Annotated in this window: 14 protein-coding genes and 1 pseudogene; 10 read left to right on the top strand and 5 right to left on the bottom strand. The window is 63.3% G+C overall.

Annotated features, from left to right (window positions below; translation table 11 throughout):
* Positions 1-343: 343 nt before the first annotated feature.
* The 7 genes and pseudogenes from KI243_RS27195 (at position 344) to KI243_RS27165 (ending at position 8201) form a co-directional block, all read left to right on the top strand.
* Entirely contained in the window at positions 344-901 is a 558-nt protein-coding gene (locus KI243_RS27195) for a fimbrial protein (RefSeq protein ID WP_017123620.1), read from the top strand.
* Positions 902-963: 62 nt separating this feature from the next.
* Positions 964-1698: a molecular chaperone gene (locus KI243_RS27190; RefSeq protein ID WP_063824039.1), complete on the top strand. Its 735-nt coding sequence runs from the start codon at positions 964-966 to the stop codon at positions 1696-1698.
* A gap of 241 nt (positions 1699-1939) precedes the next feature.
* Positions 1940-4371, top strand: a pseudogene (locus tag KI243_RS27185) (fimbria/pilus outer membrane usher protein).
* Positions 4368-5147: a molecular chaperone gene (locus tag KI243_RS27180; protein ID WP_212810101.1), complete on the top strand. Its 780-nt coding sequence runs from the start codon at positions 4368-4370 to the stop codon at positions 5145-5147. Before KI243_RS27185 ends, KI243_RS27180 begins: the two are co-directional and overlap by 4 nt.
* Positions 5144-6124: a fimbrial protein gene (locus KI243_RS27175; protein WP_177084161.1), complete on the top strand. Its 981-nt coding sequence runs from the start codon at positions 5144-5146 to the stop codon at positions 6122-6124. The genes KI243_RS27180 and KI243_RS27175 overlap by 4 nt, the downstream gene beginning before the upstream one ends.
* Positions 6125-6211: 87 nt before the next feature.
* Positions 6212-6454: a hypothetical protein gene (locus tag KI243_RS27170; protein WP_042934308.1), complete on the top strand. Its 243-nt coding sequence runs from the start codon at positions 6212-6214 to the stop codon at positions 6452-6454.
* 163 nt (positions 6455-6617) lie between these two features.
* The gene (locus tag KI243_RS27165) at positions 6618-8201 is read left to right on the top strand and encodes a PAS domain-containing methyl-accepting chemotaxis protein (RefSeq protein WP_177084163.1); all 1584 of its coding nucleotides are present in this window, start codon (positions 6618-6620) and stop codon (positions 8199-8201) included.
* A 4-nt stretch (positions 8202-8205) separates the two neighbouring features.
* Here KI243_RS27165 and KI243_RS27160 read toward each other — a convergent pair whose 3' ends face one another.
* The 5 genes from KI243_RS27160 to norR form a co-directional block, all read right to left on the bottom strand.
* A complete protein-coding gene (locus tag KI243_RS27160; RefSeq protein WP_042934315.1) occupies positions 8206-8958 on the bottom strand; it encodes a YkgJ family cysteine cluster protein in 753 nt (250 codons plus the stop codon).
* 98 nt (positions 8959-9056) lie between these two features.
* Positions 9057-9380, bottom strand: coding sequence for a hypothetical protein (locus tag KI243_RS27155; RefSeq protein ID WP_103032745.1), 324 nt, complete (start codon positions 9378-9380; stop codon positions 9057-9059).
* 37 nt (positions 9381-9417) lie between these two features.
* A complete protein-coding gene (locus KI243_RS27150; RefSeq protein ID WP_177084164.1) occupies positions 9418-9909 on the bottom strand; it encodes a GNAT family N-acetyltransferase in 492 nt (163 codons plus the stop codon).
* Between the two features lies 1 nt (position 9910).
* Positions 9911-10813, bottom strand: a complete 903-nt coding sequence (locus KI243_RS27145; protein WP_017123628.1) for a chemotaxis protein — start codon at positions 10811-10813, stop codon at positions 9911-9913.
* Positions 10814-11027: 214 nt separating this feature from the next.
* Positions 11028-12578, bottom strand: coding sequence for a nitric oxide reductase transcriptional regulator NorR (gene norR / locus KI243_RS27140; RefSeq protein WP_177108608.1), 1551 nt, complete (start codon positions 12576-12578; stop codon positions 11028-11030).
* A 156-nt stretch (positions 12579-12734) separates the two neighbouring features.
* On the opposite strand from norR, the gene hmpA reads away from it, so the two are divergent.
* The 3 genes from hmpA to cyoA all read left to right on the top strand — a co-directional run bounded on the left by hmpA (position 12735) and on the right by cyoA (position 16575).
* The gene (gene hmpA, locus KI243_RS27135; RefSeq protein WP_177084167.1) at positions 12735-13916 is read left to right on the top strand and encodes an NO-inducible flavohemoprotein; all 1182 of its coding nucleotides are present in this window, start codon (positions 12735-12737) and stop codon (positions 13914-13916) included.
* 431 nt (positions 13917-14347) lie between these two features.
* Positions 14348-14857, top strand: coding sequence for a disulfide bond formation protein B (locus KI243_RS27130; protein WP_017123631.1), 510 nt, complete (start codon positions 14348-14350; stop codon positions 14855-14857).
* Between the two features lie 791 nt (positions 14858-15648).
* The gene (cyoA, locus tag KI243_RS27125) at positions 15649-16575 is read left to right on the top strand and encodes a ubiquinol oxidase subunit II (RefSeq protein WP_042934318.1); all 927 of its coding nucleotides are present in this window, start codon (positions 15649-15651) and stop codon (positions 16573-16575) included.
* The last annotated feature ends 3 nt before the right edge of the window (positions 16576-16578 follow it).

Raw genomic sequence — 16578 nt, 5'->3', positions numbered from 1 at the left:
ATCCGGCGTCAAGTTGACTCTGCGCCCCGGTGCTGGCGATCAGTACAAGCAACTGTTTGATCGATATAATTAAAATTTCCCTGGAAAGTTTCAGGGATTTGGCTTGCGAGTGTTTAAACTCGACGATTTTCATCTTTCTGTTTTTAATCTTAAACACTCTCCGGGTCATTTTTCTGTGTCCGTCGAATGACATGTTTCTCTGACAGAGGCAGATGTCCTGTTTTCGCGTTAAATCGGCACCCTGAATCAGGCTGGGTCTGATAGTTCGATTCACGATCGACGACTATATTGGCCGCCACCCAAGTGATGGGTACAAACGATTAACTCGAAGGATTGTGTTCGCATGAAAAAGATTTCCCTGACGTTGGCTTTATTGGGTGCCGCCCTGGGCGTGACTGGCTCCGCCCTCGCCGCCAACGGTGGCACGCTGAACTTTACCGGTGCACTGACCAATACCAGTTGCGATGTGTCGTCCGGCGGCGGGTCCGCTGACAACATTCCGGTCGACCTCGGGCGTGTTTCCTTCGCCGATATCGGCAACCGTACCGAATCCCGCCTGGGCACGGCCAAGGACATCGATCTGTTGGTGACCTGCCTGCAACCGGCGGCGGAAAACAGCGTGCACATGTCATTCCGTCCGGCCCAGGTCGATCAGAACGATCCTTACCTGCTGACCACGGCCGGTGCGGCCAAGGGCGTGGGCATCGGCCTGATACGCCGGGACAACGATAACTTCCTGAATATCCAGGACCCCACCGACACCATCGACGGCATTCTCCAGCCCAGCGGCAGCGGTTCCAGCGGCACCCTGTCCCTGCGGGCGGTGTTCGTGAAGAACGGCGTGGCGACGGTGCCAGGTGCGGCCACCGGTACAGTGCCCTTCGTACTGACCTACAACTGAGTGGTTGTCTCGAACGGAGCTGCAAAGCTCCGTTTTTTTATTGGCTATAGATGGGTCGCAACATGTGCAAGTTGATGACGTCGATGATCGGCATGGCCCTGGTCGTGTGGACAGGAGTCCATGCGCAGGCCGGGATCGTGCTTAATGCCACGCGGCTGGTGTACCCGGCGCAGCACAAGGAAGCCGTGCTCAGTGTCTTGAACAAGAACCGCTCGACGATCCTGTTGCAGTCCTGGCTGGAGGCCGAGGATCCCGCGGCGGGAGAGTTGCCCTTTGCCGTTGTCCCCCCCCTGGTGCCGCTGTCCGGAGGCGGGCGGCAAACGGTGCGGGTCATCCATTCGGGCGTCGAGATGCCCACCGACCGTGAATCGCTGTTCTGGTTGAATGTCCAGGAAATACCGCAGGCAAGCGAGCAGGAGAATGTGCTGCAGATCGGCATTCGCCAGCGGATCAAGGTGCTCTATCGCCCCCGCCAGCTGATGGCCGATCCGGAGCAGGCGCCCCGGCAATTGCGCTGGCGCCTGAAGCCCGACGGCACGCTGGCGGTGAGCAATCCCGGACCGTTCCATGTCAGCCTGGTGGATATCGAACTGTTCGGCGCCACGGCCCGCCTGCTGCACCGCAAGAACGCGATGCTGGCTCCCGGACAGGCGCAGGTGTTCGAACTACCCGCTCCCGTGACGGAGCAGCAGGCGCGACTGAGCTTCAAGAGCATCAATGACCATGGGGCCGTCGTGCCTTATCAGCTTTCCAGTCGCGACTGGAAAAGCGGCCAGGCCCTGTGGGTCGAGAATTAGCGCACTCGCACCGGGCATCTCTTTCAATTTCAAGTGCGTCGCACCCTCGCAAGAGCCCGTGCGCGCAGGCGTTCGCCTTTAACAAACATCTCGAGACATTGAGTGAAGGTTGCAAATGGACTGGCTTTATCGAAGAACAAAGGAAGTTCTGGTGTCATCGTGTCGTGGGAAAAGGGAGGCCGCGACACGCCCCCTGTTGCAGAGCGTGAATCGCCAGGCCGTCATACCTCTGGGCTTGTGCCTGCTGGTGCCGGACCTGGCTTTTGCGGATCCGGCCGTTGTGGAGTCGGCCGGCGAATCTGTCAGGTTCAATACCGCCTTTATCCATGGCGGCGAGCAGTCGGCGGATATCAAGGCGTTCCTGGAGGGCAACAGCGTCTTGCCCGGCCTCTACCGGGTGGACATCTACCTGAACCGCCGGGATGTGCGCTTCAGCCGCGATACGCTCAGCGGGCGCGTGGAACCCTGCCTGACCCTGGCCCTGCTGGAGGATCTGGGGCTCGACGCCGAGCGCCTCAAGGCCTTGGTCGAACTGCCCTCCCAGGCTGCCCCGAGCACTGTTTCGACCTCGGCAAACTGGACCAGGCCAGTGTCGACTACCAACCCAATACCCTGGCGCTCAACCTCAGCGTCCCGCAGATCGCACTGCGTCGCAGCGCCCGTGGTTACCTGTCGCCGGAGCTGTGGGACGAGGGGGTCAACAGCGGTTTCATCAGCTACAGCTTCAGCGGCAATCGCCGCGAACTCGATCGACAGAAAAGCGACAGCTATTACCTGGGCCTGCGCAATGGCCTGAACCTCGGCGCCTGGCGTTTGCGCAACGAGTCCTCGCTGGTGCACTCGGACCGGCAATCCTCGCATTTCACCAGCAACCAGACCTATGCCCAGCGCGACCTGACCGCCTGGAAAGGCCAACTGACCCTCGGCGAGACCTACAGCGACTCGCGGGTCTTCGACAGCATACGGTTTCGCGGTGCCCAGGTGGCCTCGGACGACGGCATGCTGCCCGACAGCGAGCGGGTCTATGCGCCGACCATCCGTGGCGTGGCGGAAAGCAATGCGACGGTGGAGATTCGCCAGAACGGCTACCTGCTGTACAGCTCGAACGTGCCACCCGGACCGTTCGAGATCAGTGACTTCTACCCCAGCGGTTCCAATGGCGACCTGCTGGTGACGGTGATCGAGGCGGACGGTCGCCGTCGCACCTTTATCCAGGCGTTCGCGTCGCTGCCCCTGATGCTGCCCAAGGGCACCTTCAGCTACAGCGTCGAGGCCGGGCAATATGACAGCAACGACGATCGGGACGAGAACCCGGGGTTTGCCAGCACCACGCTGATCTACGGGCTGAGCGAGCTGATCACCGGCTTCGGCGGCGTGCAACTGGCCGAGGATTTCCAGGCCAGCAACCTGGGCCTGGGGGTCAACACGGGACTGGGCGCGGTGTCGGCGGACCTGACCCACTCGGTCAGCCGCCAGGCCACTACCGATATCGGCGGGCAGAGCGTGCGCCTGCGTTATGCCAATACCCTGAATGCCACGCGGACGACCTTTGCCCTGGCCGGCTATCGCTACTCCAGCGAGCACTACCGCAGTTTCGACCAGCATGTGGACGAGCGCAGCCATCTGGCGCAGAACCAGATCGGCCGGGCCCGCGACCGTTTCGATATCACCCTCAGCCAGCCCGTGGCGAACGGTACCTTCAGCTTCACCGCCCTTGAACAGCGCTTCTGGAACCTGCCGGGCAAGTCCCGCCAGTTCAACGCGACCTATGGCGGCTACTGGCGCGACCTCAGCTACAGCCTCTCCGTGGATCGGACCCAGGCGATGGATATCAATGGCAAGGTCGACACCGATCATCAGTTCACCCTGACGCTGTCGCTGCCGCTGGGACGTCATGAAAGCTCGACCCGTGCCTCGCTGACGGCGGTACGCGACAACCAGGGCGATTCCAGCGTCATGGCCGGCCTGACCGGGCGCGTGCTGGAGCAGAATGCATTCTACTCGGTGCTGGCCGGCAATGACGGTTCCGGGGCCCGCGCCGGCTCCGCCAGTGTCAACGCGACGACCTCGGTTGGGCGCTTCGAGGCCGGCTACAGCCACGGCCAGGATTTCAACAGCTGGAACATCGGCGCCCGTGGCTCGCTGGTCGCCCATGGCGGTGGCGTGAACCTCGGGCAATCGCTGGGCGACACCTTCGCGCTGGTCGAGGTGCCGGGTGTGCGCGGCGCGCGGTTCAACAACTTCAGCGGCGTCGAGACCGCAGGCAATGGTTATGCGGTGCTGCCGTATGCCCAGCCTTACCGCGCCAACTGGATCAGCCTGGATACCCGTGACCTGGGCGCGGACGTCGAGGTCGAGAACGCCATCGCCCAGGTGGTGCCGCGTCGGGGTTCGTCGACCCTGGTGCGTTTCAACGCCAGTGCCGGTCGCCGGGTGCAGTTCGAGCTGAGCCTGGCCGATGGCAGCGCGTTGCCGCTGGGGGCCAGCGTCCAGGATGCCGAGGGCAAGTCGCTGGCGGTGGTCGACCCGACCAGCCGCGCATTGGTGCTCAGCGACCGGGAGGAGGGGACATTGCAGGTGAAATGGTCGGGGCAAGGCTGCCAGTTCCATTTCCGCCTGCCGCCACGGGATCCGCAACTGGCCTATGACCGGGTCAAGGGGGTCTGCCAATGAAACCTGTACAGGCGTTGCTCCTGGCGTTGAGCCTGGTTTCGGCGGCGCCGGCCCAGGCGACGGTGTCCCTGAGCGGTACGCGGCTGGTGTTCGACGGGCGCTTTACCGACGTGAGCATCGAGGCCCGCAACCGCGGGCGCCAGGAGGTGCTGCTGCAAGCCTGGCTGGAGTCGCGGGAAGACGCCGGTGGGGCGAAAGACCTGCCCTTTGTGCTGACCCCGCCGATTTCGCGGTTGGCGCCCGATGGTCGGCAAGCCTTGCGACTGATGTATGAAGGGCGCGGGATGCCGACGGAGCATGAGTCGCTGCTGCACCTCTATGTGATGGAAATCCCCCGGGTGCGTCCCGGCGACAGCCAGTTGAGCATTGCCATCCGCCAGCGGATCAATGTGCTGTTCCGGCCGCCGGGGCTGGCCGGCGATCCGGCGCTCACGCCGGAGCGGCTGCGCTGGGTCCTGGAACCGGATGCCAGCGGCGTGCCTCGGTTGAAAGTGGAGAACCCGACGGCCTTTCATGCCGCGCTGTTGAGCCTTGAACTGGCCGGCGAGCAAGGCACTCATCCGCTGGGCGACGACCTGCTGGTGCCGCCGGGAGAACACCGGGAAGTACTGCTGGCAACCCGTGCCATGGCCAGCCAGCAGCGCCTGCTGCGGTTCAACGCCCTGACCGACTACGGCGGCCAGCGCGCCTACAGCGCCCGCTTCGATGTCGGCATCCCTTTCAGTGCGTCGCTGCTGGGCGACGCTTCCTCCCTTGCAGAACGGACCTCCCCATGACCAAGACGCTTCATCTCACCTGGCCGCGTGCCTTGTTGCTGCTCGGGCTGCTGAGCCCGGCCAGCTGTTTTGCCCTCAGTTGTACCTTGCAAGGCAGCGGTTCGCTGGTGGCCAGTGCCGATCTCGGCAGCACTGTGGCGATTCCCGCGTCGGCGCCCAACGGCACGGTGGTCTGGCGTTCCGAGCCGGTCAACCTGGCGGTGGACTGTGCCAGGGGCGGCCAGCCGGGGCCCCAGGAGGAGATCTATATCCATCTGAACCCGGCCCATCAGGTGGTCGGCCAGGGGATTCGTGTCGGCCTGAGCCACGAAGGGGTCGATCATCGCCAGAGCAACGGGCGTATCGCCACCGGCCGCAGCGTGCCGGCCTGTGTCGACGCGCAGGCCTGTGGCGCCTTGAGTTTCAACCTGGGCTTTTCGGTGTTTATCGAGAAGTTCGGGCCGACGCCGCCGTCGGGAGTGGCCAGCCGCTTGCAGGATTACCGCCTGTTCCAGCTCGACGGCGGCAGCGGGCCGGGTCCCCTTGGCGACTCGCTCAACTATGTGATCAACAACCTCGGCGGCCTGCGCTTCGTGGCCTGTGACGCGCAATTGCAGGTGATCCCGGACACCGTCGATTTCGGGCGGATCGCCATCCAGAACGTGGTCGTGGGGCAGGTGGCCGAACGGCGACCGTTCGCCCTGCATACCAGTCGCACCTGCGACAGCGCCTTCAGCCTGGACGCACGGCTGAAGCCGGTGTCGGGCACCCTGGCCGGCGAGTTGCTGATCCCCAGCGGCAACGACGGTGTCGGCATCCGCATCGTCAGGGCGGGCGGCGGGGTGATTCCTTACAACCGCTCCTTCCACCTGGCCGAGCTGTTGGGCGACACCCAGGCCGCCATGACCCAGTTCGACGCCGAACTGTTGTGGCACAGCGCCCAGCCCAAGGCCGGGCCGTTCTCGGCCGGGGTGGTGGTCGATTTGTTCTATAAATGACCGCTGGCGGCGGCGCGGGCAGGGCGCTCGCAGGTATACTGCGGTCTTTCGGTTCGACCTGATCCGTCCCGCCTTTTCGGAGCTTCCATGACTTCCCCTGAACAACCGTCCGTTTCCACCCACCCGGATGAAGAGCCTGTGGTCGAGGCTGAGCTGGCGGTCAGCGACAAGCCGGTGATCCCGGCCTTCAGTTTTCCGTTCAAGCCCGCCGAGTTCGCCGCGGCGAAAAAGACCGGCCAGGCCTGGCACCAGAAAAACGGCAAGGACGGCCACCACGAGAGACCGGGTCGCGCACCCAACGGCACGCGTCGCTCCATGGGCAAGCGCTGAGTTCCCCGCCTGTCCTCCCTGTCAGCGTGTCCATCGGCTGACAGGGCCCCTCATCAGGTTCATGGCTAAATGCCAAGAACCTGAGCTGGATCAGTGTTTTGCTTTTCCGTGCGCTTAGAGTCGACGCGCTGCCGACTCCTCTCAACCCTCCGAGCGCGCTTCCATGAAGATCAATCTCCCGATTACCGGGCGAAATGTCGACGTCGCCTTTGATGCCAACATTCTTTCGACCACCGATCTGGACAGCACGATTACCTACGCCAATGCCGATTTCATCAGGATCAGCGGCTACAGCCGCGAGGAACTGCTGGGCTCGCCGCATAACCTGCTGCGTCATCCGGACATGCCTGGCGAGGCCTTCGCGCACATGTGGCAAACCCTCAAGGGTGGGCGCTCATGGATGGGCCTGGTGAAGAACCGCTGCAAGAATGGCGATCACTACTGGGTCAGTGCCTATGCCACGCCGGTGACCCGCGATGGTCAGACCGTCGAATACCAGTCGGTGAGAACCCGGCCCGACGCCGCGCAGGTCGAGGCCGCCGAGCGCTGGTACGGCTGGTTGCGTAGCGGGCGTCTGCCCTGGCGCCAGCGCCTGCCCGGCCTGCGCCTGCAGACCCGGCTCTGGGCGCAGGCCAGCGCCGCGTTTGCGCTGGTCCTGGCGCTGGGGCACGGGGCCGGTGGGCAGTCGCTGGAGGTTGAACTGGGACTCTGGGTGTTGGGGAGCGCGCTGGTCGGGGTGCTGACCCACCTGTCCTTGCGCCCGTTTTCCCGGCTGGCGGCACGCGGCCGGGAGATCGCCGACAACCCCTTGAGCCAGGCGATCTACACCGGCCGCAGCGATGAGATCGGCCAGATCGGTTTTGCCCTGAGCATGCTGGAGGCGCAGGTCGGGGCCGTGGTGGGGCGCATCGACGATGCCTCGCTGCGCCTGTCCGGGCATGCCCAGGCGCTGGCCCGGCATATCCAGAGCAGTCATGGCAGCACCCTGGATCAGCAGGCCGAGACCGACCAGGTGGCGGCCGCCATTCAGCAGATGAGCGCCAGCGTCGCCCAGGTCGCCAGCAATGCCCAGCAGGCCTCCGAGGCGGCCGACCAGGTCGGCAGCGAAACCCGCGAGGGGCATCAACTGGTGGGCGAAAGCCGCAGCGCGGTGCTGCGCCTGGCCAACGAGCTGGCACGCGCCACCGAGGTGATCCTGCACCTGGAAAGCCATAGCACCGAGATTTCCACGGTCCTGGAGGTGATCCGCGGGATTGCCGACCAGACCAACCTGCTGGCGCTCAACGCCGCCATCGAAGCCGCTCGCGCCGGGGAACAGGGCCGGGGCTTCGCGGTGGTGGCCGACGAAGTGCGCGGGCTGGCCCAGCGCACGCAGCAGTCGACCAACGAAATCCAGCGGATGATCAGCAATCTGCAGGACGGTGCGCGCAATGCGGTGGAAGTGATGCAACACAGCAGCCAGCAGGCCGAAGACAGTGTGCAGCAGGTCCAGCAGGCGGCCGATGCCCTGGCCGGGATCAGCCAGCGGGTCAGCCGGATTACCGCGATGAGTCAGCAGATCGCTTCGGCGGTGGAAGAACAGAGTTCCGTCAGCGAGGACATCAGTCGCAATATCGTCAGCATCCGCAATGCCTGCGAGGCGCTGGTCAGTGTCGGCCAGCAGAGCCATCTCAACTCGGGGGATGTGGCGGGGCTGGCGAACGACTTGCGCTCGCTGGCCCAGGAGTTCTGGCGCAAGCGTTGCTGACGGCTCAGGCCGCCTGCAAGGCGATGAACGCGTAGGTGGTTGCCGCTTCAGTCACCACCCGCGCCCCGGCCGCCTGCAACTGCTCGGTGATGGCCGGGCCGGAGACATGAAAGCTCCATTCGCTCGCCGCCGGCCAGGACGTCAGTTGCCGTACCTGGTCAATGGCGGCTGCGAATGCCGGCATGTGCGGGAGGTAGGCGGTGAAGCCGTCGCCCTTGAGCGCCGTGGTGCGGATGCCCAGCTGTTCGCAGATCAGCTCCTTGGCCTGGATATCCTCACGGTCGGCCTGGCGCGAGTCCTCGATCATCCGCGCCAGATCGGCGTCCACCAGTTGCCCGCCGCTGATCAGCAGCGGCTGGGCCGCCTGCCATGATTCCGGCGGACAGTCCTTGGCCTCGGGGCGCAACGGGATATGCGGATTGATTTCCATCGGGTAGATGCGGCACACCAGCGGTCGGCGCTCGTAGATCCGGCAGCGCTGCTCTTCGTCAAGATTCCGGCAGGGGCCGACGTTGTAGGCGGCGAAGGTGATCGCCACGCGGGCCTCGGTGCTGCCGCTGGGAACGCCCCAGGAACGGCGTTGCGCGTGTTCGCGCTGGGCCTGCGGCAAGCCGAGGCCGTTCGGCAGGAAGGCTTCCACCAGGACGATCACCTGGCCGCCGTCCGCCGCCCACTGGCGGGCTTCGGCCAAGGTCAGCGGGACATGGTGATCGGTGCAGCATTTGCCGCACCCTACGCAGGAAAAATGGGTGTTCATGGACCGACCGACGGCAAGGGAAAGGCTGGGGCGGTGACACAAATCCGGCACGCCGTCACCGCGTGAACCTGGGTCGAAGCAAGTTGTGCGCCAGTCCCTCAGTTGCTGCGCGCCGGCATCACCGAGTCCCACTCGGTCACGGCGGCGGTCTTGCTCTTCTTGTTGTACAGGCACAGCTCGGTGCCCGGCTGGTTTTTCATGTGGGCCTGCGGGTAGCGGCCATGCAGCAGCACAGCGGTGTAGCCGATCTTGTCATCGAATTGTGCCGGATTGCCCACCGGCTTCACGTTCTTGAGGCTGCTGGCCTTGGTGCAACTGGCCAGCACGGCCTTGTTGTAGGCAATCCAGGCGTCGGGGCTGGAGGCCTGGGCCTGGGTCGCCAACGCGGCGAGGCTGATGAAGATCAGGGTAGAGGCTTTCATGGCAGGTCTCCTGAAGGTGCATCCGGCAAAAACCGGATTATGCCTGAGCCGGGCTGACTTCATAGCGCTGGATAAAGCGCATGCCGGCGCTGTCGTACAGGCGCCGGGCGGGCAGGTTGTTTTCCATCACCTTGAGGTCGACGAAGGCTTCGCCCCGCGAAGCGAAGACCTGGAAGGCATGGCGCAGCAACGCCAGGCCCAGGCCCTGGCCACGGCGGCGTGGATGCACGACCAGGTCCTTGATATAGGCGCTGGTCCAGCATTGGGCGACACCGGCGAGACCCTGCTCGTCCATGGCGATCAGGCACAGCGTCGGATCGTACTCGGCATCCGTGGTGAAATGCTCGCGCCAGCTGGCGAAGTCCGCGACAGGCACGCTGCCGTCGCGGTAGCCCAGCACCAGCAGGTCGTGCACGGCCTGCATCAGTTCCGGTCGCAGCACGCCGAGGCGAATCCCGGACGGCCATTGCGGCACCTCCAGCAGGTCGTCGAGGTCCTTGCGCAGCAACAGGCAATGACGGTGGGGCATCTCAGATACCTTGGGCGGCCACGGTCCTGGCCGCCTGGATCAGGCATTTGGTCAGTTCCGGCGAAGAGAACTTGGTCAGCACCGCGTTGGCCCCGGCCAGGCGCGCCTTCTCGCTGTTCATGGCGCTGTCCAGGGAGGTGTGCAGGAGAATGTAGAGGTCCTGGAAATCCGGGGTCTCGCGAACGGTGCGGGTGAAGGCGTAGCCGTCCATTTCCGACATCTCGATATCCGAGACCACCACGTTGATCTGTTCGGCGGTGCCTTGCAGGTCCAGCAGGCAGCCGATGGCGTCCTTGGCGCTGCGCGCGGTATGGCAGGTCAGGCCGAGGTTGCGCAGCGTGTGCACCGATTGCTGCAGGGCCACCTGGCTGTCATCGACCACCAGGATGCGCGCGTGACCGAGGATTTCCGCTTCTTCCATGGTCAATTCGGTCGGGGCGACTTCGATCTGCGCCGGGGCGATGACATGGATGACCTTTTCGATATCGAGCACCTGCACCAGCGTGCCGTCGACCTGGGTCACCCCGGTGATGAAGGAACGTACCCCGCCGGAGCCGAAGGGCGGTGGGCGGATGTCGGTGGTCAGGCAATGGACGATCTTGCTCACGGCCTGGACATGCAGGCCCTGCTTGGACCGGCTGACATCGGTGACGATCAGGCAGCCGCCGTCGGGGTCCACCAGGGGACGCTCACCGATGGCCCGGCTCAGGTCGATCACCGACAGCGAGGCGCCGCGCAGGGTGGCGATGCCTTTGACGTGGGGGTGGGACTCCGGCAGCTTGGTCAGCGGCGGGCAGGGAATGATTTCGCTGACTTTCAGCAGGTTGATCGCCATCAGCTTGCCGCTGCGCAAGGTAAAGAGCAGAAGTGACAGTGAGTCTGCGCGGGCTTTGTTGGAAGACATAAAAACCTTCTGTGGGAAAAGCTGCTTCAGGGCAGGTTAGCCCGGAACAGGTATCGATGACGGGTTATCGACCTGAGCCGGGCGGGCTTTAGGTGAATATCTCATGGGAGCGGTGCTGGCTCGCGAAGAGGGCGGCGCGTTTTTTCAGGTCCGCCGCGTTATCGTTCTTCGCCGGCCAGTCCGGCTCCCGCGGGGGGGGCCGGGTTGCCGTGGTTCATTTCAAGCCCAGGCGCTTGGCCATCCGTCCCAGGTTCGCCCGGTCCAGGCCCAGCTCCCGGGCGGCACTGGCCCAGTTGTTCTGGTGTCTTTCCAGGCAGTTGCCGATCAGTTGCCGCTGGTAGTGCTCCGTGGCCTGGCGCAGGTCGACTCCGCTTTCCAGGCCCGGCGGGGCGATGGCAGGTGCCGTCGGGGCTTCGGCTGTCACCGCCGGCAGATCGAGATCGGCGGCGCCCAGGCTGAGGATCTTCGGCCGTTCGCGGCAATTGCCCAGGGCTTTCAGGGCACTGCGGCCGATCAGGTGTTCCAGCTCGCGGACATTGCCCGGCCAGTTGTAGGCCAGCAGCGCCGCCTGGGCGTCGGGGCTCAGGCGCAAGCTGCCCAGGCCCATGCGCGAGCGGTTCTGTTCGAGGAAAAAGCCGCTCAGCAGCAGGACGTCGCGCCCGCGCTCACGCAAGGCCGGTACTTGCAGCGGATAGACGCTCAGGCGGTGATAGAAGTCGGCCCGATAGCGTCCGCTGCGCACTTCTTCGGCCAGGTCGCGGTTGGTGGCGGCGATCAGCCGCACGTCCACCTGATGCTCGCGGTCCGAGCCCAGTCGCTGCAACTGGCCGCTTTGCAGCACTCGCAGCAGCTTGGCCTGGACGCTCAGCGACAGTTCGCCGACCTCGTCGAGAAACAGGGTGCCGCCATTGGCCAGCTCGAACTTGCCGCGCCGATCGTTGACCGCCCCGGTGAAGGCGCCGCGTACGTGACCGAACAGCTCACTCTCCACCAGGGTATCCGGCAGGGCGGCACAGTTGAGGCTGATAATGGGTTTTTCCGAACGCGGGGAGGCGGCATGGATCGCCTGGGCCACCAGTTCCTTGCCAACCCCGGTTTCACCGGTGATCAGCACCGTCAGGTCGCTGCCACCGACCAGATTGATCTCTTCCACCAGGCGCTTGTGGGCTTTGCTCTGGCCGATCATTTCGCGATTCTGCGGGTTACTGGCCTGGCGATAGAGTTCGGCGCGCTGATGTTCGTCCTCGGCGCGCAAGGCCAGGCGCTCGATGCGTTCGGCGGCACTGACCGTGGCCGCCGCCAGGCTGGCGAAGGCTTGCAGGGCATCCAGTTCGATCCGCTCGAAGCGTTCCGGGTCGAGGGCATCGAGGGTCAGCAGGCCCCAGGGGCGTTCGTCGATAAACAGCGGGCAACCCAGGCAGTCATGGACCTCCAGGTGCTCGGTCAGGCCATCCACCAGGCCGTCATAAGGGTCGGGCAATTCACTGTCGCTGTCGAAACGGGTTGGCCCATGGCTGCCGAGCAGGATCTGGAAGCGCGGATGCTCGCTGACCTTGAAGCGCCGGCCGAGGGTGTCGGTGCTCAGCCCGTCGACGGCCAGCGGCACCAGCCACTCGCCGTCCAGGCGCAGCAGCGCCGCGGCGTCACAAGGCAGCAGGGCGCGCATGGCTTCGAGCAGGCGCCGGTAACGTTCGCTTTCGGGCAGTTCCCGGGAAAGATCCGATACCAGCGGCAGCAGGGTGGTCAGCAGGGATTTTGCAGTCATATTGACTCCTGTGGTGTCAGACTGACTATAAGGTGGCTGTAGTCCTTGTGACTAATATTATTTTAATTAATTGATTTTAAAGGATTTTTATTCTGGCATGGTGTGTGAATAGTCAAGGTCAATTCAGGCGAAGCCTAAACTCCAGGAGTTGATCCCATGCTGAGCGTTCAAGACCGTGCCATCGTCAAGTCGACTGTCCCGCTGCTGGAAAGCGGCGGGGAAGCGCTGATCACCCACTTCTACCGGATGATGCTGTCCGAGTACCCGCAGGTGCGTCCGCTGTTCAACCAGGCCCACCAGTCCAGTGGCGACCAGCCGCGGGCACTGGCCAACGGTGTGTTGATGTACGCCCGGCATATCGACCAGCTCGACCAGTTGGGCGACCTGGTGGCGAAGATCATCAACAAGCATGTCGCGCTGCAGATTCTCCCGGAGCATTACCCGATCGTCGGCACCTGCCTGCTGCGGGCCATCCACGAAGTGCTGGGCGAGGAGATCGCCACCCCCGAGGTGATGAGTGCCTGGGGCGCAGCCTACAACCAGTTGGCCGATATCCTCATCGGTGCCGAGACCGCGATCTACGACGAAAAGGCCCAGGCGCCAGGCGGCTGGCGTGGTGCCCGGTCCTTCAAGGTGGCGGCCAGGGTCGAGGAGAGCGCGGAAATCACCTCGTTCTATTTCGAACCGGTGGATGGCCAGGCCATCCTCGCCTTCGAACCGGGGCAGTACATTGGCCTGAAGCTGGTCGTCGACGGCGAAGAGCTGCGCCGCAATTACTCCCTGTCGGCCCTGGCGAAGGCCGGGCAGTACCGCATCAGCGTCAAGCGCGAGGCCGGCGGCCGGGCCTCGAACTACCTGCACGATCAACTGGCGGTCGGCCAGACCCTGGACCTGTTCCCGCCCTCGGGCGAGTTCATCCTGACCGCCAGCGACAAGCCGCTGGTTCTGATCAGCGGCGGTGTCGGCATCACCCCGACCTTGCCGATGCTCGAAGCGGCACTGGCGACCGAGCGGCCGGTGCACTTCATCCACTGCGCGCGCAACGGTGGCGTGCATGCGTTCCGCGACTGGGTCGATGGCCTCGCCGAACGGCATCCGCAGCTCAAGCGCTTCTACTGCTACGCCGAAGATGACGGCGTGAGCCCGGCTGCGCACAAGGTCGGCCTGTTGAGCCAGGAGTTGCTGGCCGAATGGCTGCCGGAGCAGCGTGACCTGGATGCCTACTTCCTCGGGCCCAAGGGCTTCATGGGCGCGATCAAGCGCCACCTGAAGGCGCTGGGCGTACCGGAAACACAGAGCCGGTATGAGTTCTTCGGTCCGGCAGCGGCCCTGGAATAACGATGATGATCATTCCCACGCTCCAGCGTGGGAATACCTCTCGGGACGCTCTGCCTCCGTTCTTGTAACGCAGAGCGTCACGGCTGCATTTCTTTGCCGCGCGTGGGAGCCCTCACTCGACCGGCATTGTTTGCGCAATCCGAAAAATCCCTCAGCGGTTAATCCGCCTTTAATCAGCCTGTCGTTAATTCCCCAGGGCTGATTCCAACAACAGGTTCTGTGGCTTCCCGCACTTGCGGGAGCACTTTTCCACGTGCTCAATACATTCAAAGGTCATGACCTGCGTGTAGACTTCCGGGCCACGGAGATTGATCGGATCGACCACGTTCGGATGGCGCCCAGAGCGGCCTGTCGAAGACAACCTCGGCTTGATGCGGCCGCTGCCAGCGCTGCCTTCCGGCCGATCCAATAACGAGTCAAAGGAAAACGGGATGAATGACGAAATGATGCGGCTGGGACGGGAGCGGCGCTTTCTCGTCCTGCTCGGGGTGATCTGCCTGGCCTTGATCGGCGGTGCACTCTATATGCAGGTGGTACTGGGCGAGGCGCCTTGCCCGCTGTGTATCCTGCAGCGCTATGCCTTGCTGTTCATCGCCATCTTCGCCTTCATCGGCGCCGGCATGCGTACCCCGCGCAGTCTCACTGTGCTGGAAGTGCTGGCGTGGTTGAGCGCCGTCGCCGGTGTGGCCGTGGCAGGCCGGCATGTCTATATCCAGGCCTTTCCACAGGTCAGTTGCGGGATCGATGTGTTGCAGCCGATTGTCGACGGCTTGCCACTGGCGAAGCTCTTCCCGCTGGGGTTCCAGGTCGACGGCTTCTGCGAGACCCCGTACCCTCCGGTCCTGGGCTTGTCCCTGGCGCAATGGGCGCTGGTAGCCTTTGTCCTGACTGTCGTGCTGGTGCCGCTGGGCATTTATCGCAACCGTCGGCAAAACCGCTGATCCAGTCCGGGACGCCCCGGTCTTCCCGAGGGAGGCCGGGGCGTTTTTGTGTCCGTGGGGCTCGTGAAGAGGCGGTGATCGAGGGCAACGAAAGGCCCGGAAAAAGTGCGACATATTGTCACGTCGCAGGTGTCGCAGGGGGCGTTTGCGACGATGGTGCAGCCCTCCAATCGACAACAATTCTCAGGAAAGTTCCCTGGCCGGCTTTTTCGCCGGAGGCCACGAAGGGAGTACCTTGCAAGGGACCAAATACCTGCTATGGACCCCGTTTTACCGGGGGCAGACGTTCCTCGGGAGGCCGTCCGGCCGGCGCGGGGGGCATATCAGGTTGTCCGGTAGAAGCGCGTATCAGAGCTTTTTGTTGAGAATGAAAAGCGATACGATTAAGGATCATTGCAAAATCGGTGAATGATTGTTGCGCGGACGGATAAAAAATATTTCAGGATGAGACATGGTTTATAAAACGCGACATATCTACAATCGCCCGCACTGAATGTCCGGCGCTGCTCATCCCTGAGCGCACGAGGGCGATCGAGGGGCTGAAAGGTGCCATGCGATCCCGGGTGCTGGCAACCTCCAAGTATCCGCACCAAATGGAATTGGTCTGTAACAAGGCCTTTGACCGACAAAATCGAATAAGAACTCACTGCCAGCTCCAGATGTGCCGATCAGCGATTAGCGCGAAGGGCAGGCCCTTATTCAATTGAAGAAAAAATGCCAACCCTTGGCAGGGTGAAGTGTTGGCGATCAAAACCCAACTGCATTGCGCAAGCTGCTTTAGAGGTCGTGAGATGAGTAAAACAAGGTACCCCAGATTCCTAGGCTTATTGCCGCTGCTCGGCACGTTGTTGCTGGGAGGGTGCAACATGACCTTGCTCGACCCGAAGGGTCAGGTGGCACTGGACGAACGTAACCTGATCATCACTGCCACGCTGCTGATGCTGTTGGTCGTGGTGCCGGTCATCCTGATGACCTTTGCCTTCGCCTGGAAATACCGCGCGTCGAACAAGGACGCCACCTATGCGCCGAAGTGGAATCACTCGACCAAGATCGAAATCGTGGTCTGGGCCGTTCCGGCGATCATCATCCTGTTCCTGGGCATCGTGACCTACAAGTCGACCCACGCCCTGGACCCGTATCGTCCGCTGGAATCCGACGTCAAGCCGATTGAAGTACAAGTCGTCGCGCTGGACTGGAAGTGGCTGTTCATCTATCCGGAACAAGGCATCGCCACCGTCAACAAGCTGGTGTTCCCGGCCAAGACCCCGGTGAACTTCAAGATCACCTCCGACAGCGTGATGAACTCGTTCTTCATCCCGGGCCTGGGCGGTCAGATCTACGCGATGGCCGGCATGCAGACCAAGCTGCACCTGATCTCCAACGAGAATCATGAGTACGAAGGGATTTCCGCCAACTACAGCGGCGCCGGCTTCACCGGTATGAAATTCAAAGCGACCGCAACCAGCCAGGCGGATTTCGATGCCTGGGTAGCTGAGGTCAAGAAGGCACCTAAACAGCTTGAACAAGCTGAATACGCAGACCTTTCCAAGCCGAGCCAGGACAACCCGGTCGAGCTTTATTCCAGCGTTACGCCGAACCTGTTTCAGATCATCGTCGACAAGTACGAAGGTATGAAACCAGGCAAGCCGGTCGAGCACGAGAAGAAAGAAGTCGCCGCAACGGAAGGTTCGCATTCAGCTGCCGGGGCAGAGGAGTAAACG

It is taken from the genome of Pseudomonas sp. Ost2, from assembly GCF_018326065.1.
GTDB lineage: Bacteria > Pseudomonadota > Gammaproteobacteria > Pseudomonadales > Pseudomonadaceae > Aquipseudomonas > Aquipseudomonas gingeri.
The sequence above is the reverse complement of the archived record's forward strand: the minus strand, read 5'-3'. Positions and strand labels throughout refer to the sequence as shown.